At 63.5% G+C, this 25,270-nt stretch carries 20 protein-coding genes; 11 read left to right on the forward strand and 9 right to left on the reverse strand.

Features of this window, described 5'->3' with window-relative positions; all coding sequences use genetic code 11:
* Positions 1-9: 9 nt before the first annotated feature.
* Positions 10-765 carry a molybdate ABC transporter substrate-binding protein gene (modA, locus tag V3388_RS05185; RefSeq protein WP_336366483.1) on the reverse strand — a complete coding sequence of 252 codons (756 nt, stop codon included), beginning with the start codon at positions 763-765 and terminating at the stop codon, positions 10-12.
* Between the two features lie 193 nt (positions 766-958).
* On the opposite strand from modA, the gene V3388_RS05190 reads away from it, so the two are divergent.
* The 4 genes from V3388_RS05190 to V3388_RS05205 all read left to right on the forward strand — a co-directional run bounded on the left by V3388_RS05190 (position 959) and on the right by V3388_RS05205 (position 4,105).
* A complete protein-coding gene (locus V3388_RS05190; RefSeq protein ID WP_336366484.1) occupies positions 959-1,918 on the forward strand; it encodes an SPFH domain-containing protein in 960 nt (319 codons plus the stop codon).
* A 48-nt stretch (positions 1,919-1,966) separates the two neighbouring features.
* The gene (locus V3388_RS05195; protein WP_336366485.1) at positions 1,967-2,416 is read left to right on the forward strand and encodes an NfeD family protein; all 450 of its coding nucleotides are present in this window, start codon (positions 1,967-1,969) and stop codon (positions 2,414-2,416) included.
* A 77-nt stretch (positions 2,417-2,493) separates the two neighbouring features.
* Positions 2,494-2,886 (forward strand): fluoride efflux transporter CrcB, encoded by a 393-nt coding sequence (gene crcB, locus V3388_RS05200; protein WP_336366486.1) that lies wholly within the window; start codon positions 2,494-2,496, stop codon positions 2,884-2,886.
* Positions 2,887-3,052: 166 nt separating this feature from the next.
* Positions 3,053-4,105, forward strand: a complete 1,053-nt coding sequence (locus V3388_RS05205; RefSeq protein WP_336366487.1) for an NAD(P)-dependent alcohol dehydrogenase — start codon at positions 3,053-3,055, stop codon at positions 4,103-4,105.
* A gap of 114 nt (positions 4,106-4,219) precedes the next feature.
* Here the strand turns inward: V3388_RS05205 and V3388_RS05210 are convergent, their stop codons facing one another.
* The 3 genes from V3388_RS05210 to V3388_RS05220 are packed head-to-tail and all read right to left on the reverse strand — an operon-like array spanning position 4,220 to position 5,987.
* Positions 4,220-4,861 (reverse strand): ATP-dependent zinc protease family protein, encoded by a 642-nt coding sequence (locus tag V3388_RS05210; protein WP_336366488.1) that lies wholly within the window; start codon positions 4,859-4,861, stop codon positions 4,220-4,222.
* On the reverse strand, positions 4,852-5,433 hold the full coding sequence (locus tag V3388_RS05215; protein ID WP_336366489.1) for an acyl carrier protein phosphodiesterase: 582 nt from the start codon (positions 5,431-5,433) through the stop codon (positions 4,852-4,854). The genes V3388_RS05210 and V3388_RS05215 overlap by 10 nt, the downstream gene beginning before the upstream one ends.
* Positions 5,433-5,987 (reverse strand): porin family protein, encoded by a 555-nt coding sequence (locus V3388_RS05220; RefSeq protein ID WP_336366490.1) that lies wholly within the window; start codon positions 5,985-5,987, stop codon positions 5,433-5,435. Before V3388_RS05220 ends, V3388_RS05215 begins: the two co-directional genes overlap by 1 nt.
* A 231-nt stretch (positions 5,988-6,218) precedes the next feature.
* Between V3388_RS05220 and V3388_RS05225 the strand changes: the two genes are divergently transcribed.
* A complete protein-coding gene (locus V3388_RS05225; protein WP_336367278.1) occupies positions 6,219-7,631 on the forward strand; it encodes a TrkH family potassium uptake protein in 1,413 nt (470 codons plus the stop codon).
* A 15-nt stretch (positions 7,632-7,646) separates the two neighbouring features.
* Here the strand turns inward: V3388_RS05225 and V3388_RS05230 are convergent, their stop codons facing one another.
* The 3 genes from V3388_RS05230 to glgC form a co-directional block, all read right to left on the reverse strand.
* A complete protein-coding gene (locus V3388_RS05230; RefSeq protein WP_336366491.1) occupies positions 7,647-8,012 on the reverse strand; it encodes a PilZ domain-containing protein in 366 nt (121 codons plus the stop codon).
* Between the two features lie 69 nt (positions 8,013-8,081).
* A complete protein-coding gene (locus V3388_RS05235; protein WP_336366492.1) occupies positions 8,082-9,839 on the reverse strand; it encodes a glycoside hydrolase family 57 protein in 1,758 nt (585 codons plus the stop codon).
* Positions 9,829-11,094, reverse strand: a complete 1,266-nt coding sequence (gene glgC, locus V3388_RS05240; RefSeq protein ID WP_336366493.1) for a glucose-1-phosphate adenylyltransferase — start codon at positions 11,092-11,094, stop codon at positions 9,829-9,831. Before glgC ends, V3388_RS05235 begins: the two co-directional genes overlap by 11 nt.
* 172 nt (positions 11,095-11,266) lie before the next feature.
* Here glgC and glgB point away from each other — a divergent pair, with 172 nt between their 5' ends.
* The 3 genes from glgB to glgP are packed head-to-tail and all read left to right on the forward strand — an operon-like array spanning position 11,267 to position 17,219.
* Positions 11,267-13,153: a 1,4-alpha-glucan branching protein GlgB gene (glgB, locus tag V3388_RS05245; protein WP_336366494.1), complete on the forward strand. Its 1,887-nt coding sequence runs from the start codon at positions 11,267-11,269 to the stop codon at positions 13,151-13,153.
* Complete coding sequence (gene glgA, locus V3388_RS05250) at positions 13,150-14,628, forward strand: glycogen synthase GlgA (protein ID WP_336366495.1); 1,479 nt, start codon at positions 13,150-13,152, stop codon at positions 14,626-14,628. The genes glgB and glgA overlap by 4 nt, the downstream gene beginning before the upstream one ends.
* A gap of 5 nt (positions 14,629-14,633) precedes the next feature.
* The gene (glgP, locus tag V3388_RS05255; RefSeq protein WP_336366496.1) at positions 14,634-17,219 is read left to right on the forward strand and encodes an alpha-glucan family phosphorylase; all 2,586 of its coding nucleotides are present in this window, start codon (positions 14,634-14,636) and stop codon (positions 17,217-17,219) included.
* A gap of 28 nt (positions 17,220-17,247) precedes the next feature.
* Here the strand turns inward: glgP and V3388_RS05260 are convergent, their stop codons facing one another.
* Entirely contained in the window at positions 17,248-18,420 is a 1,173-nt protein-coding gene (locus tag V3388_RS05260) for a 1-acyl-sn-glycerol-3-phosphate acyltransferase (RefSeq protein WP_336366497.1), read from the reverse strand.
* 165 nt (positions 18,421-18,585) lie between these two features.
* On the opposite strand from V3388_RS05260, the gene recQ reads away from it, so the two are divergent.
* Both recQ and V3388_RS05270 read left to right on the forward strand, forming a co-directional pair.
* Positions 18,586-20,514 (forward strand): DNA helicase RecQ, encoded by a 1,929-nt coding sequence (recQ, locus tag V3388_RS05265; RefSeq protein ID WP_336366498.1) that lies wholly within the window; start codon positions 18,586-18,588, stop codon positions 20,512-20,514.
* A gap of 171 nt (positions 20,515-20,685) precedes the next feature.
* Positions 20,686-21,639, forward strand: a complete 954-nt coding sequence (locus V3388_RS05270; protein ID WP_336367279.1) for a hypothetical protein — start codon at positions 20,686-20,688, stop codon at positions 21,637-21,639.
* A gap of 58 nt (positions 21,640-21,697) precedes the next feature.
* On the opposite strand, the gene V3388_RS05275 is transcribed toward V3388_RS05270, so the two are convergent.
* Positions 21,698-23,584 (reverse strand): methyl-accepting chemotaxis protein, encoded by a 1,887-nt coding sequence (locus V3388_RS05275; protein ID WP_336366499.1) that lies wholly within the window; start codon positions 23,582-23,584, stop codon positions 21,698-21,700.
* Between the two features lie 131 nt (positions 23,585-23,715).
* Between V3388_RS05275 and V3388_RS05280 the strand changes: the two genes are divergently transcribed.
* Entirely contained in the window at positions 23,716-25,248 is a 1,533-nt protein-coding gene (locus V3388_RS05280; RefSeq protein WP_336366500.1) for a bifunctional GNAT family N-acetyltransferase/carbon-nitrogen hydrolase family protein, read from the forward strand.
* Positions 25,249-25,270: the final 22 nt, after the last annotated feature.

Here is a 25,270-nt window from a genome sequence, read left to right on the forward strand (position 1 = left end):
GTGGGCGCCCTACTCCGTGGTGTAGCCAAAGTTGTGAATGATGGTCCGAGCGGCTGGCGACGCCAGAAACGTCAGGAAGGCCTCGGCGGCCGGATTTTGCGCGCCCCGCTTGAGCAGGATCGCATCCTGGCGGATGGGCGCATACAGGGATTGGGGAACGATCCAGGCACTGCCCTCCGGCCGCTTCCCGTCCACGGTAATCTGGGACAGCGCAACGAATCCGAGCGCGGCGTTGCCGGTGCGGACAAACTGATAGGTTTGGCCGATATTCTCCCCCTGAACCCAATGGGGCCGGGTCGAGTCTTCCAGGCCGAGCGATTTCAGGACGTCGACGGCGGCCGCACCATAGGGCGCAAGGCGGGGATTGGCCAGGGCCAGTTTGCCGAAATCGCCGTTCCTCAGGGCGGCCGCGTTGTTGACGTCGACATCCTTTGAGGCGGACCACAGCGCCAGAGCCCCCACCGCGTAGGTGAACCGGGAGTCAGCTACGGCTTCGCCACTGGCGGCCAGCGCTTCGGGCTTGGCCTGATCGGCGGAGAGAAACACATCAAACGGTGCGCCGTTTCGAATCTGCGCCACCAGTTTGCCGGAGGAACCGAGGGACACCGACGCGTCATGGCCGGTCTCGGCCCTGAACGCCGCGGTCAACGGCTCAACGGCCCCGGCAAAATTGGCGGCCACCGCCAACCGGACCGTCTCTGCGGCGGCGGTGCTGGCGAAAGTGAAGGTGACCAAAAGCAGCAGGAAGGCGCTAAGCAGCGGCATGGAATCGGGTCCTGACGGTAGCGGAGGATAATGGCGGCGCGGCAAACGCCGTCCGGCCAGTATATCGACTTCAACGGTCAGCGAAAGTCCGGCCTTCCTTGGGGTAGAATGTCGGCGTCGGGTGCGGACCGTGGCCCGGCTGACGCCCTGGCCCCGGCCAGGAGAGACAGACCTTCAAGGAAAGACCAAGCGTATGGACATTGTATTGATCGTTGCGGGCATTTTTGCCCTTCTCGTGGTGGTCACCCTGGCCAAGGCGGTACGGATTGTGCCTCAGGCCGAGGTTCAGGTCATCGAGCGCCTCGGGCGTTTTCATCGGGTACTGAACGGCGGGCTGAACGTGATTGTGCCGTTTGTGGACCAGGTGCGGCAGACCTTCAGCACCCAGGAGCAGGTGATTGATATCCCCTCCCAGCAGGTCATTACCGCAGATAACGTACAGATCACCATCGATGGCGTGGTGTTCCTGCGGATTAACGACGCCAAGCTGGCCACCTACGAAATCAACGACCTGAAACACGCCATTGCCCAGCTCGCGCAGACCACGCTGCGTTCGGAGATCGGTAAGATGGAGCTGGACAACACCCTGTCCAGCCGGGAAGAAATGAACGCGGCCCTGCTGATGGCGCTGGATAATGCCTCCGGCGGCTGGGGCGCGAAAGTGACCCGGGTGGAAATCAGCGACATCTCCGTGCCGGACAACGTGCAGCGGGCCATGGAACTGCAACTGCAGGCCACCCGGGAGCGCCGGGCCATCGAGCAGAAGGCGGAGGCGGAGAAGAACTCCACCATCGCCAAGGCAGAGGGTGACAAAGAACGCGCCTACCGGGAAGCCGAAGCCCTGGAACGGACCGCCGAGGCCCGCAAAAAGGAGCAGGTGCTGCTGGCCGAGGCCGCCAAGACCGAGGAAGTGCTCAAGGCCGAAGGCCAGAAGCAGGCCATCGAGCTGGTGGCTGCGGGCCTCCGGGACAATCCGGACGCCGGCGAATATCTGCTGACCCAGGGACGGATCGCTGCCTGGGCCGGCATTGCCGCGAGCGACAGCCAGAACAAGGTGGTGGTGCCCTATGAAGTCAGCGAGCTGATTGGTTCCCTGGCGACCGTCAAGGACTTCCTGGCGAACCCTGGTAAACGCCCCGAAAACGGGCAGTGATGCACCCATAACGGACCGGCTTCGCGCAAGCGGAGCCGGAACAACATAATGGATATGACAATTTCCTGGTGGCTCCTGGTCACGCTGGGCGTGGTGCTGGTGATTGCCGAGGTGTTTATCGGGGCCTTTGTGGTGTTGTGGTTTGGCGTAGGCGCCATCGCCGCCGGCCTGCTGACCCTGGCGGTGCCGGACTTGAACGCGGGCATCCAGCTGCTGATGACGGCGCTGATCGGCGCCGTGCTGCTGTACTTTTTCCGGGACCGGTGCGTGGCCGGCAACAACGCGTCGGCCGAAGAATTGCATACGTTTTCCAGCACCACCGGGGAACTGCGGGTAAGCGACCAGGGCGCTGTGACCGTTTTTGCCAACGGCACATTCTGGCAGGTCGCCAACCCGGAGGTGCTGGATGAGGCACATCGGGTCAACGGTGCCCGTGTGCAGATCGCCGAGTTCCGGAATAACCGGGCGTGGCTGGCGGGGGCGCCGGCGGGCGGTTAAGGTTACCCCCTCGCGGACGGGACGCGCAGACCCGGCTGCTCCGTTTTCTGATTCACCTTTACACGCGAGAACGGCCTATGTGGTTATCAATCGTTGCGATTTCGGGGGGTGCTGCCTGCGGCGCTCTGCTACGCTGGTACTTGGGTATGCAGTTAAACGCCTGGTTCCCCCACCTTCCACCGGGCACCCTGGTGGCGAACCTGGCGGGCGGTTATCTGATCGGCCTGGCCATCATGGTGCTCGCCCAGTTCACCGAACTCGCACCGGAGTGGCGCCTCTTCGTCATCACGGGATTCCTGGGGGCACTGACGACCTTTTCCACGTTCTCGGCGGAAATGGTCACCCTGCTGCAAGCCGGCAAGGTCCTCTGGGCCATCACGGGTATCGCTGCCCACGTGTGCGGATCACTGGTCATGACCCTGGCAGGCATGGGCACCTTCGTCCTCATGCGTTGGCTGTACGCCGTCTGATCCCCAGGGCCCTGATCAATCCGTCACCACCCGGATACGAGTTTCCCGTAACAATGCCCCGGTGAGCCATCTGGTTACGGTAACGTAAATAGCTGCGTAAACGGTTGTAAGCTACGCTTGGTGGCCGTTGCACGAGTCCCTGTCCATTCATACAGAGGAGTATGCTATGCAAGTCAAAGCCTATGGTGCCTACGCCAGTGACAAACCGCTGGAGAGCATGGACATCTACCGCCGCGAGCCCGGTGCCGAGGATGTCCAGATCGACATCCAGTACTGCGGCATCTGCCACTCCGACCTGCACCAGGTCCGTTCCGAATGGGAGGGTACCCACTATCCCTGCGTTCCCGGCCACGAGATTGTCGGCCGCGTAACCGCCGTTGGCGGCAACGTTTCCGGCTTCAAAGTGGGCGATATCGTCGGCGTCGGCTGCATGGTCGACAGCTGCCAGCACTGCGCCTCCTGCGACGAAGGCCTGGAGCAGTACTGCGAAAACGGCTTTACCCCCACCTACAACGGCGCCACCGACGACGAGCCTGGCCACACCCTGGGCGGCTACTCCCAGAAAATCGTGGTCAGCCAGAAGTTCGTTCTGAAAGTTAACCACCCGGAAGACCAGCTTGCGGCAGTCGCCCCGCTGCTGTGCGCCGGCATCACCACCTACTCGCCGCTGCGCCACTGGAACGTAGGCCCCGGCAAGAAAGTGGGCATCGTGGGCATCGGTGGCCTCGGCCACATGGGTGTCAAAATCGCCCACGCCCTGGGTGCGCACACGGTAGCGTTCACCACCTCCGAGAAGAAGCGCGAGGCCGCACTGGAACTGGGCGCCGATGAAGTGATCGTATCCAAGAATGAAGACGAGATGGCGGCACACGCCAACTCCTTCGACTTCATCCTGAACACCGTGGCAGCCAGCCACAACCTGGATGCGTTCACCAACCTGCTCAAGCGTGATGGCACCATGACGCTGGTGGGCGTGCCTGAGCATGCGCACCCCTCCCCGGCCATTGGCAACCTGATCTTCAAGCGTCGCAGCATTGCCGGCTCCCTGATTGGCGGCATCGCCGAGACCCAGGAAATGCTGGATTTCTGCGCCAAGCACAACATTGTTGCTGACATCGAGCTGATTTCTGCGGAGAAGATCAACGAAGCCTATGAGCGGATGCTCAAGAGCGACGTGAAGTACCGGTTCGTGATCGACAACGCCACCCTGGCGGGCTGATCATCCGGCGGCGCCACCGGGCACCGCCGCCGAACCAAAAAAAACCGCCTTACCGTCGCAACGGGAGGCGGTTTTTTTGTGGCCGTGCACCGGGCACGCAATCGGAACGCGCCGCTACGGCCTGGGCTTCACGACGTTGTCCTTGTACTCACGGACGATTTTTCCCAGCGGCAGGTACTTGCATTCCTTTTTTGCCAGGAAGCTGTCGGAAGAGTCGATCAGGATGTTGTCCTTCCCCATGAACCGCCGCCCAAGCAGCATGGGGTAGCTGAAGGCGCTCCGGTCGGCCAGGGAAAACTGGGTGGTGTGCACGGTTCCGGCAATGCAGAAGTCCATATCCACCACATAGCGGCGCTGGGGTTCGGCGCCCTTACGCTTGATCAGCACCGTGCGGCGCACCGGTCGCTCGAATTTCAACACCACGTCCTCTGGTTTCAGGTCGCCGTCGCTGGGCACATCATCGTGGTCTCCCAGCGGAATCTGGAAGCGCACCCAACGGTCGCCGTCACGGTCAAACTCCTCGATGTTTTCCGCGTGCAAGGAGGAGGTTTTCGCGCCGGTATCCATTCGGGCTTTCATGCGGATACGCCCGTCTTCCAGCATGGCCCACTCCACAAACCCCAGCACCTCCGGAACGCCCTTTCCGCCGTCCCGGGCGGCCTGGGAGGAGGCAGCCCCCTCCGCGGCGAGGGCCCCGGCGGGCAACGTTAACAGTGCGCCGGCCAGTACGGTGGCATGCATCAGCGTCAATCGCATTCAAACTCCTCTGAAACGTGGTGAAGGTGATCAAAAAAACGGAGAAATCGCGCCTCCAACTCGTCTTCATGGGCCTGGATCTCATCGATCATGCCGGCAAACTGATTCGTAAAGCGCACCCGCTCGGCGATCCGGTCGAGAGCCTGGCCGATGTTGTCCAGGTCCCGATAGGCGTTGAACCAGTCGTGGCTGGCCATACGGTCCGTCACCCGGCGCATCCGATCCGGCATCACGTCCCGATGACAGCGGAATTCCCCGTACACTTGCCGGATAAACGGACCGGAGCCGGCACGGGCGTAGCGGCTCCAGTGGCGCAGCAGAAAGTGATCGTACAGCACATCCAGCGCAACGCCGGCAAAGCGCCGGCGCTGGGGCGAAAACAGTGCTTTGGAAGCGAGCACTTCCGGATGCCGGTCGGTAAATCCGTCCACCCGGCGATGGTGGTGAACGCCGAGGCGCACGTCCGCCGGCAGCGCGGACAGGTCCACGCCCCGGGTAAAGTCTCCCATCACGCTCCCGACCCGGGCCTCGGCCGAATCGGGGGCGAGAAACACGTGCGCCAGGTGGTTCATCAGAACCGGAAGGCGACGCCCAGGCTCAGCCCATCAAGGGTGACGTCGTCCTTGTCGTAGTAGCGCATGTATTCCAGGTTGGCGGCCACGTTCCGGGCCATATCCACGTTCACACCCAGGCCGTAGGACACGTCCGAGTCGTCATCGCTGTAGCTGCCACCCGGGATGTCCGCCGTGGAGGATATACGGGTGAAACCGAGCACCGCGTACGGCGTGATCGGGGTATTGGTGGGCAGGTTCAGGGTGGCGTACCCGCCGAACAGCGAATCAATGGAAATATCCGCGCCCAGCACCCGATCGTCACTGGTGCCAAAGCCGGCGCGGGCCTCAACGCCAAGGTAGGGCGTTGCCATGACACCGACTTTGCCGGACAGGGTTTCCAGGTCAGCGTCCACGTTGCTGCCGTAGTCGACGTTCATGAAGGTGTAGTTCAGGCCCGCGTACAGCCCTTGCACGCCGGATTTGTACATATCCTGGGCGCTTGCTGCGCCGGACATCAGCAGGGCGGAGGCAACGCCGCCGGTGGCCAGTGTGCGGAAGAGGTATCGGTTCATTGTCTGTCTCCTTGTCCGGCAAGGCCGGTGTTTTTCATTAACATGCCCGAACAGGACGACGGCGGCCAGCCCATGGTTCGCGATTTACACCATATTTACAGCATCTTAACCGGCCAGCAATGCGACCTTGCGGGCGCCCCTTGCGCTGGGTATTCTGGCGCCTTCATTTTCCGGTTCAGGCGCGCGCACGCGGTGAAAAACCTCAGTCCGGTTGTCTTTATCATCAGTGTGATGTTTGTGCTGCTCAGCGCCTTCATGACGCTGCCGGTACTGTTGCTGATGAACAGCGAAGCGCCGAATGCGATGGCGTTTGTGCGCTCGGCGATCATCGTGCTGGTGCTGGGCATCATCGGGTTGGTCTGCACCCTCCACCGGGTCCGGGACCTGAAACCACGCTACATGTTTGTGCTCACGGTCGCGAGCTGGTTCATCATCGCCCTGCTCTCGGCGCTGCCCTTTTATTTCAGCCATCAGGGCATCTCTGCCGCCGATGCGGTGTTTGAGGCGGTCTCCGGCGTCACCACCACCGGTGCCACGGTGTTTACCGGCCTGGACACCATGGATCGCGATCTGCTGCTGTGGCGCTCGATACTGCAGTGGATCGGCGGCATCGGGATCATCGGTATGTTCGTTGCCGTGCTGCCATTCCTGCGGGTGGGCGGTATGCGTCTGTTCGCCACCGAATCGTCAGAATGGTCCGATAAGGCCCTGCCCCGCATGCGCACCCTGAGCCGGGGCCTGTTGGTGGTTTACCTGTTTCTGTCGATCCTGGCAGTGGTAACGTACAGCCTGTCCGGCATGAGTCTGTTCGACGCGTTCAACCACGGGCTGACAAGCATTGCCACCGGCGGCTTCTCCACCTCCGATCAGTCCATGGGCAAGTTCAGCGATCTTCTGCTGATTGAAGCCACGATTTTCATGGCCCTGGGCAGCTTTCCGTTCTTCCTCTATGTGCGCGAAATGCACGGCCAACGCGGCGTGCTGTTCCGTGATCAGCAGGTGCGCCTGCTGCTGGGCATCCTTCTGGCCGTGCCCCTTCTGCTGACCTTGCATGAGTGGTGGATCGCCCCCGGTGTGTTCGACCCATTTCACAACTACACGGCGACGCTTTTCAACGTGACATCCGTCATCACCACCACCGGCTATGCTGCCGGCGATTATTCCGCCTGGGGGCCGCTGGCGTTTGCGGTGTTCTTTTTCCTGATGTTCGTGGGCGGTTGCTCCGGCTCCACCGCCGGCGGCATGAAGATCTTCCGGTTCCAGTTGTCGGTCATCATTCTCAAGGAGCAGCTGATGCGCCTGCTCCATCCCCGGGCGGTCCTCACCCGGAAATACAACGGCCGTTCGGTGAGCGATGAGATCATCGCCTCCATGATCGCCTACACCTTCGTATTCCTGCTCACCCTGCTGGTGATGACTCTGGCTCTGGCGGCGCTGCAACTGGACTTCGTGACCGCCCTCAGCGGTTCCCTGGCGGCACTGACCAACGTTGGCCCCGGGCTGGGCAACCTGATTGGCCCGGCCGGGACCTTCTCGCCCCTGCCGGATGCCGCCAAATGGATACTGTCCATTGGCATGCTCATGGGGCGTCTGGAGATCCTGAGCGTGATCATTCTCCTGTCACCCGCCTTCTGGCGAGGCTGACCGGCGCACCCCGCGCTATTTCAGTATCCGGTATTGGTCGGCATCCGCCGGCCGGCCCTCGGCCCGGGTTCTGAGCCAGTGAAGGAATTCCGCAATCCCGACGATATCGTTCTCGGCCCCGTCAAATTCCAGCCCAATGCCCTCCCGGCATTTTCGGACCACCTGGCCCTTGAGGCGTATCGGCGCCTCCCTCGGGCTGTCGTCCGGGGTGAACGGCTCCAGTTCCAGAACCTGGTTCAGGCCCACGTCGTCGTAGTCGGTGGCAATGAACACGCCGCGGCGGGAGGCGTTGCAGACGGCGCCGACGGCGACCGGCAGCCCCCGTTTCATCACGATCAGGGACAGGTCTGCGGGAATGCGCTTGCTGAGTCGGTGTTCCATGGTCAGTGCTCCTGTGATCAACGATGGTGTCATGCTCTGCCGCCGCTGGGCGGTCTGCGCGGCTGGCCATCAGGCCTCGCCGCCGGTGTCTGCGTGTCCGCGTTTCATGGTGCCGCCAGCCACTGGGTGGCCATCGCCCCGGCTCAAAGGGGTGAACAGGGCGTCCGGTGGCGGCTCGTTCAGCAACTGGTACAAGTGGATCAAATGGCGCCGGAACAACGTCTCGAACCCCGCCACGGTAGCGGCGGGGTTACCACCGCCGAACCACCAGAACCAGTCAGAGCCCTCGCAAATGGCCAGATGCCGGGCGACCTGCCTTTGCTGGTCGTCATCCAGGCGATGCTGGGCAAGCGTCAGGTCCACCCGGTGCTTCGCCGCGCACAGCAGGTCCCAGGCGCGGTTCTTGTCCGGATCGCCCATCCAGGTGGAAAAGGTGCCGTAAATCCAGCTGCCTGCCACCAGCACCGGCAGCCGGGCCGTCGTCAGCCCCGGTCGTTCCAGCAGCGCTGAAAACGTCGTGGTTTCCAGATCGGGGTGGTCAGTGAGAGCGGCATACAGGCCCTTGGGGCCACCAAGAAAATGTCGCCCATTTTCCGGGTAGTATTCCCAGGCGTTCTCCCCGTCCAGGATCAGTGCCAGAACCTGGGGCGCCGGCCCGTGCTCCGGGCGAGCCAGCACCGCCAGACGGTGAACCAGATCGGTGGCCGCATCATCCCCCCGCCAGTGGGCGTACTGAAACCCGATGCGATCGGAGAGGCCATCGTCCCGGAAGAACACCGTGATCGGTGAATCGCCAAACTGAAACGGTCGGTTAAGGTCGTCGGGCACCCCAGGGGCGTCCCGGCGCCGGGCCAGCGCGAGGCTGTGTTGGCCCACAGAGTCGCCGCTGGCGCACCATTGAAAGCCGGCCCGGGCAAGATGCCCCAGGGTGGCCTGGCTCAAGCCGCCCTCCGACGGCCAGCAGCCGGCCGGCCGCCGGCCAAAGTGCTGTTCGAACACGGCGATGGCTTCGGCCAGTTGCCAGTCCACCCGCTCGGCGCCGCCCGGGTAGTCCGGCTGCTCCGGCAACGCGCTCTCCGGCCAGGCCTCCCGGGCGCTCTCGAACGCCAGCATCAGCGGCAGGATCGGGTGGCTGTAGGGGCTGGTCGCCAGTTCCACCTGCCCGGAGTCGGCCAGCGCCCGGTACCGGGGAAGGATGCCGCTGATCACATCGGCGATCACGTCCAGCACGATAAGCCGGTCCGCCAGGGTATAGCCGCGGCCCTTGGCCTGCAGGCACTGGACCCGGGGGTCGGCATCCCGCACCGATTCCCCCATCCAGCCCAGGTGATGCCATACCAGCAGGTCCGCCAGCAGGGACCGGCGAACGTATGGCTGCAGGTCCGTATGGTCCCGGTAGTGCTGGGCCAGGCCGGCCAGCCTGGCGTAGTCCGGAAAACGGGCGATGATCCGCTCTGGGTGGGCTCTGAGGGTCTGTTCCAGCAGCGCGGAGAACGCCAGGCTGCCGGGTTCCGGCAGCGCCCGGGCGACCAGGGCCGCGAGCACCGGATCACCCGGGCGTTCGTGTTGAAGGCGCCAGCGCTCGATCTGTATCCGGTAGCTGTCCAGCTGTTCGAGCAGCACGGGGGTCACATTCACCACAGCATGCACCTGAGGGTGCGCTTCAAGATAGGCGGCCATGTCGCTGTAATCCTTAAGCGCATGCAGGTACACCCAGGGCTGGAGAAAGGCCCCGTTCTGCTGGTCCTGGTACATGGGCTGGTGCATGTGCCAGCACAGCACGACCGGTACTTTCGGGCTCGGGCCGCCCGCCCGCTCAGAGGCCATGGGGATACTCCTGCCCCAGCATCTCCGGGGTCACCAGCACCACGCCCTCGGGCGAGACGTAAAATCGCCGGGCGTCCTCCCGCGGGTCGTAGCCGATCTGCTCGCCGTCGCGCAGCCGGCAGCCCCGGTCGATCACCGCCTTGCGAATGCGGCAGCGTCGGCCGATGTCCACGTCCGGAAACACCAGGGAATCCCGGACTTCGCTGTAGGAATGCACCCGCACCTGGGAAAACAGCAGGGAGTGGCGGATCTGCGCGCCAGAGACAATGCATCCGCCGGCGACCATGGAATCCACTGCCATGCCCCGCCGGTCGCCGTCGTCGAACACGAACTTGGCCGGCGGCAGTTGTTCCTGGTAAGTCCAGATCGGCCACTCGGCGTCGTACAGGTTCAGTTCCGGGCTCACCTCGATCAGTTCCAGGTTGGCCCGCCAGAGGGCATCCACGGTGCCGACGTCCCGCCAGTAGGCGGCCTTGCCCGTGGCCGGGTCCTGGAACGGGAACGCCATTACCCGCAGGCGTTCGATCATGGAGGGGATCAGGTCCTTGCCAAAATCGTGGCTGCTCGCGTCTTCGAGCCCGTTGTCCCTGATCAGCTCATCGAACAACACCGAGGTATTGAACACGTAGATGCCCATAGACACGAGCGCCCTGTCCGGGTGGCCAGGCATGGCCGCCGGCGCGGCGGGCTTTTCATCAAAGGCGACAATCTGCCCGTGGGTGTCCGTGGCCATGACGCCGAACGCCCGGGCATCCGCCAGGGGCACGTCAATACAACCAACCGTCACGTCCGCTTCTTGCTCAACGTGGGCGGCCAGCATGGTGCCGTAGTCCATCTTGTAGACATGGTCACCGGCGAGGATCAGCACGTATTCGGGCCGGTGACTGCGGATGATGTCCAGGTTTTGCAGCACGGCGTCCGCGGTGCCGGCGTACCAGGAGGTTTCAATGCGCTGCTGGGCCGGCAGCAGCTCCACGAACTCGTCCAGTTCGCCCCGGAGAAAGCCCCAGCCCCGCTGGATGTGGCGGATCAGCGAGTGGGATTTGTACTGGGTAATCACCCCCACCTGGCCAATACCTGAGTTGATGCAGTTGGACAGCGGAAAATCGATGATCCGGAACTTGCCGCCAAAGGGCACCGCCGGCTTGGCCCGCCACCGGGTCAGATCGTGGAGACGCGACCCCCGCCCGCCGGCCAGAACGAGGGCCAGGGTCTGCCGGGTCAGCCGGCTTACAAATCGCTTGCTGGTATGCATGTCCCTGCCCCCTGAGACAGAGCGTTCCGACCGCCGTCGGCCGCCGGCGGTCACCGGCGCTAAATCACGTTACCAAGGCGAACCGATGACGGAATTGCCGCAGGTCAGTTTTTATCCAGCCTGAAAGGCGTCAAATAAGGCATGACCGTTCGTTGGCTTCGGAGTCCCCACAATGGGCACCGACTTACTCAGTGATTTTGATCTCCACCTCTTCTCCGAAGGCCATCACTGGCATTTGTACAATGTGCTGGGTGCGCACCCTTGCCACCAGGGCGGCACCGACGGCGTACGCTTTTCGGTCTGGGCGCCGTACGCCAGCGGGGTCAGCGTGGTGGGCAGCTTCAACGACTGGGACGGCGATACGCACCCGCTGCGCCGAAACGGCGGCTACGGGGTCTGGTCCGCATTTGTACCGGGGGTGCACCCCGGCGCCCGCTATCAGTTTGCCGTTCGCACTCGCGATGGCCGCTGCCAGCTCCGGGGTGATCCCATGGCCCAGCAGACCGAACACCGCCCGGGCACCGCTTCCGTGGTGGCCGATCGTGGCCACTTTCCCTGGGGAGACGGCGACTGGTTGAACCGGCGGGCGAGAGAGCCCTGGTCCCACCGCCCATTATCCATCTACGAACTGCACCCCGGCTCCTGGCGACACCACGGCAGCGGCCGCTGGCTGAACTGGCAGGAACTGGCGGAGCAGTTGGTGCCCTATGTGCTTGAACTCGGCTTTACCCACATCGAGCTGATGCCGGTGACCGAACACCCACTGGACGAGTCCTGGGGTTACCAGACCACCGGGTATTACGCCCCGACCGCCCGCTACGGCAGCCCCGACGACTTCCGCGCCCTGGTGAACGCCTGTCACCGGGCCGGCCTCGGCGTCATTCTGGACTGGGTGCCCGGGCATTTTCCGGACGACCCCCACGGGCTGGCCCGATTTGATGGCACCGCCCTGTATGAGCACGACGACCCCCGGCTGGGCCGTCACGAGGGTTGGGGCACCCTGGTGTTCAACTACGGGCGCAATGAGGTGCGCAACTTTCTGATCGGCAGCGCCCTGTTCTGGCTGGATGCCTACCACGTGGACGGGCTGCGAGTGGATGCGGTGGCCTCCATGCTTTATCTGGACTACGACCGCCCGCCGGGCGACTGGCTTCCCAACCTTCACGGAGGACGGGAGAATCTGGAGGCCATTGGCTTTTTGCGGGAACTGAACAACCTGTGCCATCAGCGCTTCCCGGGCGTGCTGATGATAGCCGAGGAATCCACCAGCTGGCCCGGGGTCACCCACCCTCAGGAAACCGGCGGGCTGGGTTTTGATCTCAAGTGGAACATGGGCTGGATGCACGACACGCTGGACTACCTGCGCCTGGACCCGATTTTCCGCCAATACCACCACGACCGGCTCACCTTTGGCCTGATGTATGCGTTCACCGAACAATTCCTGCTGCCGCTGTCCCACGATGAAGTGGTCCACGGCAAAGGCAGCCTGCTGGCAAAAATGTCCGGCGACCGCTGGCAGCAGCGAGCCAACCTGCGGCTGCTGCTGACGCTCCAGTTCACCTACCCCGGTGCCAAGCTGTTGTTCATGGGCGGCGAGTTTGGCCAATGGCGGGAATGGAGCGAGCGCCGCGAGCTCGACTGGCACCTGCTGGCGGATTCCGACCACGCGGGCTTTCAGCGCCTGGTCCAGGATCTCAACCGGGTGTACGCCGCCCACCCGGCCCTGTATCTCGACGGCTGTTGCCCGGAGACCTTCCGCTGGATTGACTGCCACGATTCGCCCCAGTCAGTGATCAGCTTCCTGCGCCAGTCCGATGAAGCCCGGCTGGTGGTGGTGTTCAACTTCACGCCTGTGCCCCGGCGGGGCTACCGGATCGGTTTGCCTGCCGGCGGTGTCTGGCGGGAATGCCTGAACTCCGACTCCGCCTATTACGGCGGCAGCAACCTGGGCAACGCCTACCGGCTTGAGGCCGAGGACGTGCCCTGGATGAGCCAGCCGTATTCGGTGACTCTGAGCCTGCCACCGCTGGCGGCCCTGATTCTGGAGCATCAGCCATGAGCCGGGTGCTGTTTGTCACCAGCGAGGCCTACCCGTTGGTCAAAACCGGCGGCCTGGCGGACGTGTCCGCGAGCCTGCCGGCAGCGCTACGAGCCCTGGGCCACGACGTACGCGTGCTCCTGCCCGCTTACCCCCTCACCCAGGCACCCGCCAGTCATCACGCGGCCCGATTTTCGGTCGGTCGGTACGCCGTGGACCTGTGGCAGACCACCCTGCCGGACACGGGCGTTCCCCTCTGGCTGATGGCATGCCCCGAGCTGTTCGATCGCCCCGGAAACCCGTACCTTGATGCCCACGGCGTCGACTGGCCCGACAACGCCACGCGCTTTGATCTTCTGTGCCGGGTGGCCGCACGTATCGCCCTGCGTCAGGCGGGCCTGGACTGGCAGCCGGAGCTGGTGCACGCCAACGACTGGCAGGCCGGGCTGACGCCTGTCCACCTGGCGAACCAACCTTATCGCCCGCCAGTCGTGTTCACGGTGCACAACCTGGCTTATCAGGGCATTTTCGACCGGCCAACCTTTGATGCCCTTGGCCTGGCGCCTGCCCTCTGGCACCCGGATCGGCTGGAGTACTACGGCCGGTTCAGCTTCCTGAAGGCCGGCCTGGTCTATGGCGACTGGCTGACCACGGTAAGCCCAGGCTACGCCCGGGAAATCTGTGCGCCAGAGGGCGGGATGGGCCTCGATGGCGTGCTCCGCGCCCGCAGCGACCGCCTGGAGGGGATTCTCAACGGGATTGATACCCGGGTCTGGAGTCCGGAAGACGATCCGTATCTGCCAGCCCAATACAGCGCCCGCCACCCGGGGGATAAGCGCCGGTGCCGGTATGATCTGGCCGAAGCCCTGGGGTTTGGCCACAGCGACGCGCCGATGGCCGGATTCATTGGCCGGTTGGTGGCCCAGAAAGGCATCGACTGGCTGATTGAGGCGCTGCCAGCCATCATTCAGCGCGGCGTACGCGTTGTCGTGCTCGGCGACGGTGAGGCCCGCTACACAGAACCGCTGCGGCAGTTGGCGGCCGAACATCCCCGGCAACTGGCCGTGATCCTCGGCTATCACGAACCCTGGGCGCATCGTGTCACCGCCGGCTCTGACCTGCTGCTAATGCCGTCCCGATACGAACCGTGCGGCCTGAACCAGTTATACGCAATGCGCTACGGTACCGTGCCCGTCGTGCATGGCGTTGGCGGCCTGGCGGACACCGTTCGGGACCCGGACCGCAGCGACCCGGCCACCGCCAACGGGTTCGTGTTCACGGAGGCCACCAGCGCCGCCCTGCTGACCACCCTGGACCGGGCGCTGGTGTGGTTTCAACGCCCGAGCGACTGGCGCCGCCTGCGTTATAACGGCATGACCGGCGACTACAGCTGGACGATGCGGGCGCGCGCCTACGACACCGTCTATCGCCAGGCACTGGCCGATCGGCCGCGGCCCGGCAATACCCACCCTGAAGCGATTGCCGCCGGGAGCTGACGCCCATGGACAACGCCACCGAATTTCTCCTTGAAGCCTGCCCCCGCCTGCCCGAGGCCCTGTCGCGCCTGGAGGCCCTGGCAAGCGATCTCTACTACAGCTGGGACCCGGGGGTACGCAGTTTGTTCGGCCGACTGGACCCACCGCTCTGGCATAAGGTGGAACACAACCCCCGGCTGTTCCTGAGGCGGGTGTCGCAGCAGCGCCTTGACGACGCCGCCGCCGATCGCAACTACGTGGCCGAGTACCGGCGCATCGTCGCCACCTACGACGCCTATCAGGCCAGTGAGGCCAATCCGGACGTCACCGAGAGCTTGCCCGCCGGTAAGGCCCTCGTCGCCTATTTCTGCGCCGAATTCGGCTTTCACGAGAGCTTTCCAATCTACTCCGGCGGGTTGGGCATCCTGGCGGGGGACCACTGCAAGGCCGCCAGTGACCTGGGAGTGCCGTTTGTGGCGGTGGGTCTGCTGTATCAGCAGGGCTATTTTATCCAGGCCATTGACGCCCAGGGCCAGCAGGTGGCCCGCTACCAGAGCCACGGCAGTGAAGACCTGCCGATAACGCCGGTCCTCCAGGACGGCAAGGTGTTGGTGGTCACCGTACCGTTTCCTGGCCGGGCGCTGAGCGCCCGGGTCTGGAAGGCGCAGGTGGGCCACGTCACCCTGTACCTGCTGGACAGCCGGACAGACGACAACACCGCCGAAGACCAGCAGCTCACCCAGCAGCTCTATGGCGGCGACGAGCAGACCCGGATCAGCCAGGAAATGTTGCTTGGCATTGGCGGTGTCCGGGCTCTGGCCGCCCTCGGGCTCAAACCCACCGCCTGGCACATCAACGAAGGCCACGCCGCATTTATGGTGCTGGAGCGGTGCCGGCAATGGATGGCGGAAACGGGCGCGCCGTTCGAGGCAGCCCTGGAGGGCGTCGCCGCAGCCACCCTGTTTACCACCCACACACCGGTGCCGGCGGGCCATGACATGTTTACCCGGGAACTGACGGAAGCCGCGCTGATGCCCTACTGCAAACAGGCCGGCCTGGACTTTGAGCAGATCTACGCGCTGGGGGCCAAAGTCAACGATCACCGCTTCAACATGACCAGCCTGGGCCTGCGCGGCTCCCGCTTCCACAACGGCGTCAGCCGAATCCACGGGGGCGTGGCGGCGCGCATGGAATCGGACATCTGGCCGCAGATTCCGCCGGGGGAAAACCCCATGGGCTACATCACCAACGGTGTGCACGTGCCCACCTTTCTGGCGCCGGATTGGGCAGCGCTGTTTGATGTGCAGGCACCGACCTGGCGCGGTGAACTGCGCAACCCGGGGTTCTGGTCGTTTATTGATCAAATCCCCGACTTTCACTACTGGAGCGTCCACAAGACCCTGAAACACCGGATGTCGGAGTTCGTCGCCGAGCGCCTTGCCCGCCAGCACGAACGCAACGGCACCGGCCGGTCGGTGACCGAGCGGATGATCCGCCCGTTGCTGGACAATCAGCGGGACCCACTGCTGATCGGTTTCGCCCGGCGCTTCGCGACCTACAAGCGGGCCACGCTGATTTTCTCTGACCTGGACCGTCTGACCCGGCTGCTGACCGATCCGGAGCGGCCGGCCGTGCTGATCTTCGCCGGCAAGGCGCACCCCAAGGACGGCCCCGGGCAGCAGTTGATCCGGGTGGTGCATGAGCTGTCCATGCGCCCGGCGCTGATCGGCCACATCCTGTTGCTGGAAAACTACGACCAGGCCATGGCGCGGTACCTGGTATCCGGAATGGACGTCTGGTTGAACAACCCGGAATACCCCAAGGAAGCGAGCGGCACCTCCGGCCAGAAAGCCGCCCTCAACGGTGCGATCAACCTGAGTGTCCTGGACGGCTGGTGGGGCGAAGGCTTCATGGAAGAAAACGGCTGGGGCATTACCCCTCGGGATATCGCTCTGGACCCGGAGTTCCGCAACCGGGAGGAGGCGCGGGACCTGCTGGACCTGCTCGAATACGACGTCATACCGGCCTATTACGAGCGGGCGGTCCAGGGCTATTCCGAGGCCTGGGTGGCCCGTTCCAAGGCCTCCATGCGAACCATCACGCCGCGGTTTAACGCCCAGCGCATGGTGATGGACTACGTGGAACGGTATTACCAGTCTGCCACCGCCCAGGGGCAGCGCCTACTGGCGGACCACGGCCAACAGGCCCGGGACCTGGCACGGTGGAAAGCGAGGGTGCGTCAGGCATGGCCGGGGGTCACCCTGAGTATGGTGGGGTGTGTGGACGGGCGCTGTGCGTTCGATGAGGGCGTGGAGGTCAGCGCCGAGGCGTTTCTGAATGGCCTTGCCCCAGAGGATGTGCGAATGGAGTGCCTGGTCACCCCGGAATGCACCGGAAGCCACGATGAGCCGGGACCGAACTGCTTTCTGCTTTCGGTCACGGATAACCGGGGCGGTGAACGCCCTGCGGCAGGAAGCACAAACGGCCGAGTGACGTTCGGCGGCCGCATACAGCCGCCCTATCCGGGCCTGCAGACACTGCGCCTGCGACTCTATCCGTTCCACCCCGCCCTCAGCCACCGATTCGAGACCGGCTGCATGCTCTGGATCTAGCGCGGACCAATCTGCCTCAGCCAGCCGCTCAGTTGGCGCTCAGGGCCGACACCACCGGATTGGCGTACATGTCCAGCAGATATGGCCGGATGGCCGGATCACAGGCTTCCAGTCGCCGTTCCATTTCCGCCTCGGCGGCGGCCAGGTCCGCCGGTGACCAGGTATCGGCGGTGACCACGGACTCGGTGACGGCATCCGGGGTGTTGTGGGCCTGCGGGTGCTGATCCCGCTGCTGGTACGCCACCAGGTTGGACGGGTGGAGGTGATAGTTGGCGTGCATTTCCCGATCAATGCGGGCAGCCAGATCCTTGGGGTTGTCCGGCGCGTCGGTGATGGGCGCGCCAAAATGCACGTGCACGTGGCCTTTAAAACCGGTCAGACCCCGAACGATCTGCTCGCTGTCCTCACCTTCGGTCTTCTGGTAGGTGCCGGTGCGGGCTCGGGTTTCCAGCTCCCGGGCTTTGTCGGCGTCGCAGGGATCGTACTCGTAGGCAATGGAGACCGGCACAATGCGCAGCTCGTTCATCGCCTCGCCAAAGCCCATGCCGCCCTTCTTCCGGCTCATGAAGAACATCTTGATGATGGCCGGGTCGGTGCGATCAACGCCATCCTTCGCCCGCCCTTCCCGCTGGGCTATCCAGATGCTCTGTCCGGTGTCGATGCTGTGGTTGATAAAGCCGGACAGGGTCAGGTAGGCGTCCCGCATTTCCCGGGGGCTGGTCATATTGCGGCGCACCACAAAGCTCTTGTTCAGCCGCATCATCTCCGCGAACACGCGATTTTGCAGCAGGTTGTCGCCAATGGCGATGCGGGTGGTGGCAAAGCCGTTCTGGAACAGCAGGTAATTGACCACCATGGGATCGAACACGATGTCACGGTGATTGGAAATGAACAGATAGGCGGTGTTCGGATCCAGACGGTCCAGGCCACTGTGACTGACCCGGGTGGTGGTTTTCTCCACCAGCTCGCCCACGTAACCGGACACCTCGGCTTGCAGGGCATCCACCCGGGTAACGTGACCGAAATGGCGGATCAGCCAGCGGCGCGTCAACATCCGCAGCACCGCCGGCGCCCACTGGGCCAGGGTTGGCGATTTGAAACGGCCGACCATCTCCAGAAATTCCCGGTCGTTCACCAGGCGCTGGATGGCCGGGCCGGTTTCGTCGTCCGAATAGGGACGGATGGCATCGAAGTCCTGCATCTAAACCCCACGGTGGTTTTCAGGCGAAGCATTGTAGCGTTTTTGAGGCAACTTTGCCTCCGCCGAAAGCCGGGGTTGACCCGGGCCCGCGTCTGATCTGGTATCATCCCGCACTTGGCGCAAAACGCCCCCAAGGACACTTTCAAGAGCACCCAAAGAGCGCTTATGCACCCGGACGACTACCCGGATTATTATCCGGACGCCCCGCTGGACGATTACCCGTACCCCGACGCCGGCTTCGAAAACCTGGCGACCGAGCGCCCCACACAGCCGCAGCGGGAACCCCTTGAGGTACTCCGGGATGTGTTCGGCTACGAGGCCTTCCGGCCCCTGCAGGGCGATATTGTGGACACCGTTGTCCGGGGCGAGGATGCCCTGGTGCTGATGCCCACCGGCGGCGGCAAGTCCCTGTGCTATCAGGTACCCGCGCTGATCCGCCCGGGCACGGGCGTGGTCATCTCTCCGCTGATCGCCCTGATGCAGGACCAGGTCGCTGCCCTGCGCCAGCTCGGGGTGCGGGCGGCCTTCCTGAATTCGACGATGGATTTCCAGCAGGCCCGGGCCACCGAATACGCGCTCAGTACCGGCGAGCTGGACTTGTTGTACTGCGCGCCGGAGCGGCTGATTCAGCCGCGCACACTGGAGTTGCTGCACAACGCCTCGATTTCCCTGTTTGCCATCGACGAGGCCCACTGCGTGTCCCAGTGGGGCCACGACTTCCGGTCCGATTACCTGCAACTGAGTATCCTGGCGGAATCGTTCCCGAACGTTCCCCGCATCGCCCTGACCGCCACCGCCGATGAGCGCACCCGGCGTGAAATTGCCGAGCGCCTGTCGCTGACCGGCGCGCGTCATTTCGTGAGCGGCTTCGATCGCCCCAACATTCAGTATCGTATTGCACCAAAAACCAATGCAAACAAACAGTTGCTGGATTTTATAAAAGCAGAACATGAGGGCGACTGCGGCATTGTGTATTGCCTGTCCCGGAATAAAGTGGAGGCCACGGCCCGACTGCTGGCCCAGAAAGGCTTCACCGCGCTGCCCTACCACGCAGGCCTGAGTGCCGAGGAGCGGGCCCGTAACCAGGAGCGGTTCCTGCGAGAGGACGGCGTCATTATTGTGGCGACCATTGCCTTTGGCATGGGCATCGACAAACCGGACGTGCGCTTCGTGGCCCACCTGGACCTGCCCAAAAGCCTGGAAGCCTATTATCAGGAGACCGGGCGGGCCGGCCGCGACGGCCGGCCGTCGACCGCGTGGATGGTCTACGGCCTCCAGGACGTGATCAAGCTGCGGCAGATGCTGGAGGCGTCCCAGGGCAACGATCAGTTCAAGCGGGTGGAACGGCAGAAGCTGGACGCCATGCTCGGGCTCTGCGAAGTCACGGGCTGCCGCCGGCAGGTGCTGCTCGAATACTTTGGCGACCACCTTGAGAAACCCTGCGGCAACTGCGATACCTGCCTGAGCCCGCCGGAAACCTGGGATGGTACGGTGGCGGTCCAGAAAGCCCTGTCCTGCGTGTTCCGCACCGGCCAGCGGTTTGGCGTCACCTATCTGATTGACGTTCTGCGGGGTTCAGACAACGAGCGCCTTCGCCAATCGGGGCACGACCGGGTGTCCACCTTCGGCATCGGCACCGAGCTGTCCGCCAACGAGTGGAAATCCGTGTTCCGGCAACTCGTGGCCATGGGCTATCTGAAGGCGGATCCGGAGGGCTATGGCGCCCTCCAACTGACCGAGCGGTGCCGGCCGCTGCTCAAGGGCGAACAGCCCCTGCAGCTTCGTAAAGACCCGGTCGTGCGCAAAAGCGCCGGCTCGGGCCGCAGCCAGCGACAGGGGAACCGCCCGGACATGGATATGGGCAATATCAATCCCGCCGCCTGGGACCACCTGCGAGCGTGCCGCAAGGCCCTGGCGGACCAGCAAGGCGTGCCACCGTATGTGATTTTTCACGACACCACCCTGTACGACATGCTCCAGAAAATGCCGGAGTCCCTTGAGGCTCTGGGTGAGGTCAGCGGCGTGGGGGCCGCCAAGCTGGAGAAATACGGCCCGGCCTTCCTGACCGCCATTGCGGAGGCGGCGGCGCTGTAATACGGACATCGGGCGTGCCAAGGACGCCTGTCTACGGCACACGCCATCTGTCGGACATCACGTTTTACAATTTTTTTGATATGGCGCCCGTGGCGCCAGCGTATCTATCAACTACAGTAGAAGCGTTCAAAGGGAACGCCTATTCGTCGGTGAGGGAACACGCTGGTGGTGATGGTTCGTGCGCTGTCCGTTTTTGCCGCCTTCTGGCTGCCGCTGTTATCTGCGGCATCGGTGGCTGCTGCGCCCGAAGACGCCACTCAGGCCGATCCGCCGCAGGCGGACAGTGCCACCTACATACCGCCGCCCACCCGCGACTACATTCTCTGGTATCGCAACTTCGACAGCCCCACGATTCACACGCTTGTGACCCTGGCGCTGAATGAAACCCCGGAATACGGCCCCTACCGTCTGGTTCGAAGCGAGGACCTGAGCCAGGGCCGGGCCCTGCGGGAGTTGGCCAACCCAAACACCCGAATGGTGGATATTGCCAACGTAGCCACGTCCCGGGAGCGGGAAGACTACCTGACCGCCATTCCCATTCCGGTGGACGGCGGGCTGCTCGGGCTTCGGGTGTGCCTGACAACGCCGGACAAGCTGCCGATGTTTGAGGGCATCAAAACCTTGGATGACGTCAAGCAGCGAAACATCCGCATTGGCCAGGGCAGCCACTGGCCGGATACCCCGATTCTCCAGGCCGCCGGCCTCTCGGTGATCACCCACGCCCGCTACGAAATTCTCTTCGGCATGCTCAAGGCTGACCGGTTTGACTGCTTTGCCCGGGGCGCCAGCGAGGTGCTGTACGATCTGGAACTGCAGAACGATCCTGAGCTGGTGATCGTTCCGGACCTGGTGCTGGCCTATCCGATGCCCTCGTACCTGTTCGTCAACCGCGAGCGACCCGAACTGGCCCAGCGACTGCAGCTGGGCCTCGAGCGGGCCATCCAGGACGGCAGCTTTGGCGGCTATCTGGTGACGTTCTTCTCCAAGCCGGTGCACGCCCTGAAACTGCCCCAGCGGCAGGTCATTCGCCTGCCAAACCCGGACCTGACCGAGGAATCCGCCCTGATCGGCCGGCAGACGTTCCAGAACCTGCAGCGACGCCTGAACTTCCTGGTTCGGCGGTAGTCACCCGGTCACCATCCCTTCTTCGTCGCTTGCGGCGTCTGTCTCTCGTTCCGGGCGATCAGACCCGGAAGCGTGATACGTTCTGCTCAAGCCCCTGCCCGATGGTTTCGATATGCCCGCTGTACACGTCGTTTTCGCTGGCCGCGGCGGCGGCTTCCTGGCCCTGGTCGGCAATGCGGTTGATGGAGGCGTTCAGTTCCTCGGTCACCGACGTCTGCTCTTCGGACGCAGTGGCAATCTGGGTGGTCATCTGGCTGATGGAGGTAATTGCCTCCGCGATGCGGTTCAGCGTGTCCATGGCGTCCTGGGCTTTTTCCATACTCACATTGGACACGGCGGTGGACGCTTTCATCACGTCAACGGCATCGGTAGCCCCTTTTTGCAGGCGCCCGATCATGTCGTTGATTTCCTCGGTGCTGCGCTGGGTGCGTTGGGCCAGGTTGCGCACCTCATCGGCCACCACGGCAAAGCCCCGGCCCGCTTCGCCCGCGCGGGCAGCTTCAATGGCGGCGTTGAGTGCCAGCAGGTTGGTCTGCTCGGCGATTCCCTCTATTACCGCCAGAACAGAGGTAATGGATGACACGTCTTTCCCCAGGGTATCAATGACTTCTGCGGCGGCATTGATCTCACGGGAGAGCTTTTGAACCGCGTCCCGGGACGCAGCGACGGTCTCGAGAGAGGCCCGGCTGTCCTGGTCCGCCGTGTTGGCCGCATCGGCGGTTTGCTGGGCGTTCTGGGCAATTTCATTGGCGGCGGCGGACATCTCGTTGATGGCCGTGGCCACCATATCGATCTCCGCCTGCTGGCGTTCCACGCTGTCCCGGCTGGTGCGCGCGGTGTTTTTCAGGGCGGTGACGTTGCCGCCCAGCTCCTCGCTGCCCTGCTGCACATCCCGGACGACATTGCGGATGTTCTCCACAAACCGGTTGAAGCTGCGGGCCAGCTCGCCAAACTCGTCGTTGGTGCTGTCGTCCAGGCGCTGGGTCAGGTCGGCGTCACCGGAACTGATGTCTGCCATGGCGGTATTGAGACGGCGCACCGGCGCCAGCAGGGTTCGGATGCCCAGATGCAGAATCACCAGCGACACCAGCAGCCCAATTACGGCAATGGTGAGGCCGCTGATGCGGGCGGTCATCACCGGGGCCTGGATTTTGTCCGTGTTCACAAAGGTGCCCAGGTACCAGTCCACGCCCCGGGCTCCGGAGATGGGGTGAAAACTCACCTGCCAGTTGGCATCGTCCACTTCAAACTGGGTCGGGCTGCCGTCTGTGTTCAACGCACTGCCGGTCAGCGCCTGGATATTCTTGCCCACCAGTTCCTTGTTGGGGTGGAACAATACGGTGCCATCCTTGGTGACCAGTGCCGCGTAACCGGTGCCCGCCAAAGTCACGGTGGAGAGGGTTTTCTCGATGGCGGCCAGGGAAATGTCGCCGCCAACCACGCCTTCGTAAGGGCCGGAAGGCACCGGCGCAAGCGTGGAAATGATGGTTTGCTTGGTGCTCACGTCCTGGTACGGATCGGTAAACGAGGGCTTGCCAAGAGACATCGCCTTTTTGTACCAGGGCCGCACCCGGGGATCGAAGTCCGCCGGCAGCGTGGCCTGGTCCGCCTCCGTTTTCATCAGCATGTAGCCATCGGTACGTCCCACGTACACGTTCTGGAAACCGCCGCTCTTGTTGATGGCGGCTAGCACCGTGCGGGCCTGTGCGTCATCACTGACCGCGGTCATCGCCTCGGCGGTGGCTTCCGTCATGGTCAGGCGGGTGTTGAGCCAGCGGGCGATGCTCGTCGTACTCTGGTCCACCGCGTCGTCCATCAGCGCCTGGACGTAGGTATTGGTGGTTCGCTGGAGCTGGTAGTCGCCGGAGAAAGTGAGGGCTGCCATGGACAGCAGGAGAAGAACGCCAAAGGCGGTAAGCAGTTTCTGACCGAAGGACAGGTTCACGCGTGATTCCTCGTGTGTGTTCGGGCGCTGTAGTGTTCCGGGGTTGATACCTTGGATGTCGGCCTGCTGAGCGAAGTCTTGAGCGCCATCTGTTAAACTCTAGTCTTATAGACCAACCGGAGCCACGCTGAATGCCCCACGAAGAACTTCATCTGAATCTCCGCAACCTCACCCTCGAGGACTACGACCAACTCAAGATCCTGATGGACTCGGTGTACGACGACATCGGCGGCGCCTGGCCGAGGGACACGATCAAAGCCCTGGTGGAGCAGTTTCCCGACGGGCAGATCTGCATTGAGGACAACGGCGAGCTGGTGGCGGTGGCCCTGACGGTGTGCGTGAAATACGAGCGCTTCAGCAACCCTCACACCTACGATGACCTGATCCTGCGCAACGAGAAGATCTGGCACAACGCCAACGGCGATTCCCTGTACGGCCTGGATGTGTTCATCCACCCGGAATACCGGGGCTACCGCCTGGGCCGCCGGCTGTATGAGGCCCGCAAGGAACTGTGCCGCTCCATGAACCTGCGGGCCATCCTGGCCGGTGGGCGCATCCCCAACTTTCACAAGTACAAGGACCAGTACTCCCCGGCGGAGTACATCCAGCGGGTCGATCGCAAGGAAATCTACGATCCGATCCTGAGCTTCCAGCTCTCCAACGATTTTCAGGTCACCCGGCTGATGCACAAGTACTTGCCGGAGGATGAAAAATCCCTGGGCTATGCCACGTTGCTGGAGTGGCGGAATATCCTGTACACGCCGCCGACCTCTGTGCTCAGCACCCGCAAGACCCAGGTACGCATGGGCGCCGTGCAATGGCAGATGCGGGAATTCTCCTCCGTGGAGGAGGTGCTTAAACAGGTGGAGTACTTCGTGGACGCGCTCTCGGACTACAAGAGCGACTTCGCCCTGTTCCCGGAGTTCTTCAACGCGCCCCTGATGGGCCTGACGGACCAGATGGACCAGACCCGGGCCATCCGCTTCCTGGCCGGGTTCACCGAGCAGTTCCGGGACGAAATGTCGGAAATGGCGGTGAGCTACAACATCAACATCGTCACCGGCTCCATGCCCCTTCTGGAGAACGACCGCCTGTTCAACGTCTCTTACCTGTGCCACCGGGACGGCCGGGTGGACGAGCAGCGAAAGATTCACATCACGCCCCACGAGCGGCGGGACTGGGTGATCGAAGGCGGCGACCACTTCGAAGTGTTCGACACAGACGCCGGCCGTGTGGCGATCATGATCTGCTACGACATCGAGTTCCCGGAACTGGGGCGGATTGCCGCCCAGCAGGGCGTGGACATCATCTGCGTGCCCTTCTGGACCGACACCAAGAACGGCTACCTGCGGGTTCGCCACTGCGCCCAGGCCCGGGCCATTGAGAACGAATGCTACGTGGTCATCACCGGTAGCGTGGGCAACCTCCCGAAGGTGGAAAACCTGGATGTTCAGTACGCGCAGTCGTCGGTGTTTTCGCCGTCCGACTTCGCTTTCCCCCACGATGCGGTCATGGCGGAGACCACGCCGAACACCGAGATGATCATGTTCTCGGACATGGACCTGGAGAAACTCACGCTCGTCCGCAACGAGGGGTCGGTCAACAACCTCAAGGACCGCCGGGAAGACATGTACGAACTTCGTCTCAAACATGCTAAGGTTTAATCGCTTCGCGGCCTGTTTTTTG

This window comes from Marinobacter sp. C2H3 (assembly GCF_037080155.1).
Lineage (GTDB): Bacteria > Pseudomonadota > Gammaproteobacteria > Pseudomonadales > Oleiphilaceae > Marinobacter.

What these genes read in the sequence shown, in the direction of transcription:
- modA (WP_336366483.1), bottom strand. Translation starts at nt 765, where the DNA reads ATGCCGCTGCTTAGCGCCTTCCTGCTGCTTTTGGTCACCTTCACTTTC.
- V3388_RS05190 (WP_336366484.1), top strand. Translation starts at nt 959, where the DNA reads ATGGACATTGTATTGATCGTTGCGGGCATTTTTGCCCTTCTCGTGGTG.
- V3388_RS05195 (WP_336366485.1), top strand. Translation starts at nt 1,967, where the DNA reads ATGGATATGACAATTTCCTGGTGGCTCCTGGTCACGCTGGGCGTGGTG.
- crcB (WP_336366486.1), top strand. Translation starts at nt 2,494, where the DNA reads ATGTGGTTATCAATCGTTGCGATTTCGGGGGGTGCTGCCTGCGGCGCT.
- V3388_RS05205 (WP_336366487.1), top strand. Translation starts at nt 3,053, where the DNA reads ATGCAAGTCAAAGCCTATGGTGCCTACGCCAGTGACAAACCGCTGGAG.
- V3388_RS05210 (WP_336366488.1), bottom strand. Translation starts at nt 4,861, where the DNA reads ATGCGATTGACGCTGATGCATGCCACCGTACTGGCCGGCGCACTGTTA.
- V3388_RS05215 (WP_336366489.1), bottom strand. Translation starts at nt 5,433, where the DNA reads ATGAACCACCTGGCGCACGTGTTTCTCGCCCCCGATTCGGCCGAGGCC.
- V3388_RS05220 (WP_336366490.1), bottom strand. Translation starts at nt 5,987, where the DNA reads ATGAACCGATACCTCTTCCGCACACTGGCCACCGGCGGCGTTGCCTCC.
- V3388_RS05225 (WP_336367278.1), top strand. Translation starts at nt 6,219, where the DNA reads ATGTTTGTGCTGCTCAGCGCCTTCATGACGCTGCCGGTACTGTTGCTG.
- V3388_RS05230 (WP_336366491.1), bottom strand. Translation starts at nt 8,012, where the DNA reads ATGGAACACCGACTCAGCAAGCGCATTCCCGCAGACCTGTCCCTGATC.
- V3388_RS05235 (WP_336366492.1), bottom strand. Translation starts at nt 9,839, where the DNA reads ATGGCCTCTGAGCGGGCGGGCGGCCCGAGCCCGAAAGTACCGGTCGTG.
- glgC (WP_336366493.1), bottom strand. Translation starts at nt 11,094, where the DNA reads ATGCATACCAGCAAGCGATTTGTAAGCCGGCTGACCCGGCAGACCCTG.
- glgB (WP_336366494.1), top strand. Translation starts at nt 11,267, where the DNA reads ATGGGCACCGACTTACTCAGTGATTTTGATCTCCACCTCTTCTCCGAA.
- glgA (WP_336366495.1), top strand. Translation starts at nt 13,150, where the DNA reads ATGAGCCGGGTGCTGTTTGTCACCAGCGAGGCCTACCCGTTGGTCAAA.
- glgP (WP_336366496.1), top strand. Translation starts at nt 14,634, where the DNA reads ATGGACAACGCCACCGAATTTCTCCTTGAAGCCTGCCCCCGCCTGCCC.
- V3388_RS05260 (WP_336366497.1), bottom strand. Translation starts at nt 18,420, where the DNA reads ATGCAGGACTTCGATGCCATCCGTCCCTATTCGGACGACGAAACCGGC.
- recQ (WP_336366498.1), top strand. Translation starts at nt 18,586, where the DNA reads ATGCACCCGGACGACTACCCGGATTATTATCCGGACGCCCCGCTGGAC.
- V3388_RS05270 (WP_336367279.1), top strand. Translation starts at nt 20,686, where the DNA reads ATGGTTCGTGCGCTGTCCGTTTTTGCCGCCTTCTGGCTGCCGCTGTTA.
- V3388_RS05280 (WP_336366500.1), top strand. Translation starts at nt 23,716, where the DNA reads ATGCCCCACGAAGAACTTCATCTGAATCTCCGCAACCTCACCCTCGAG.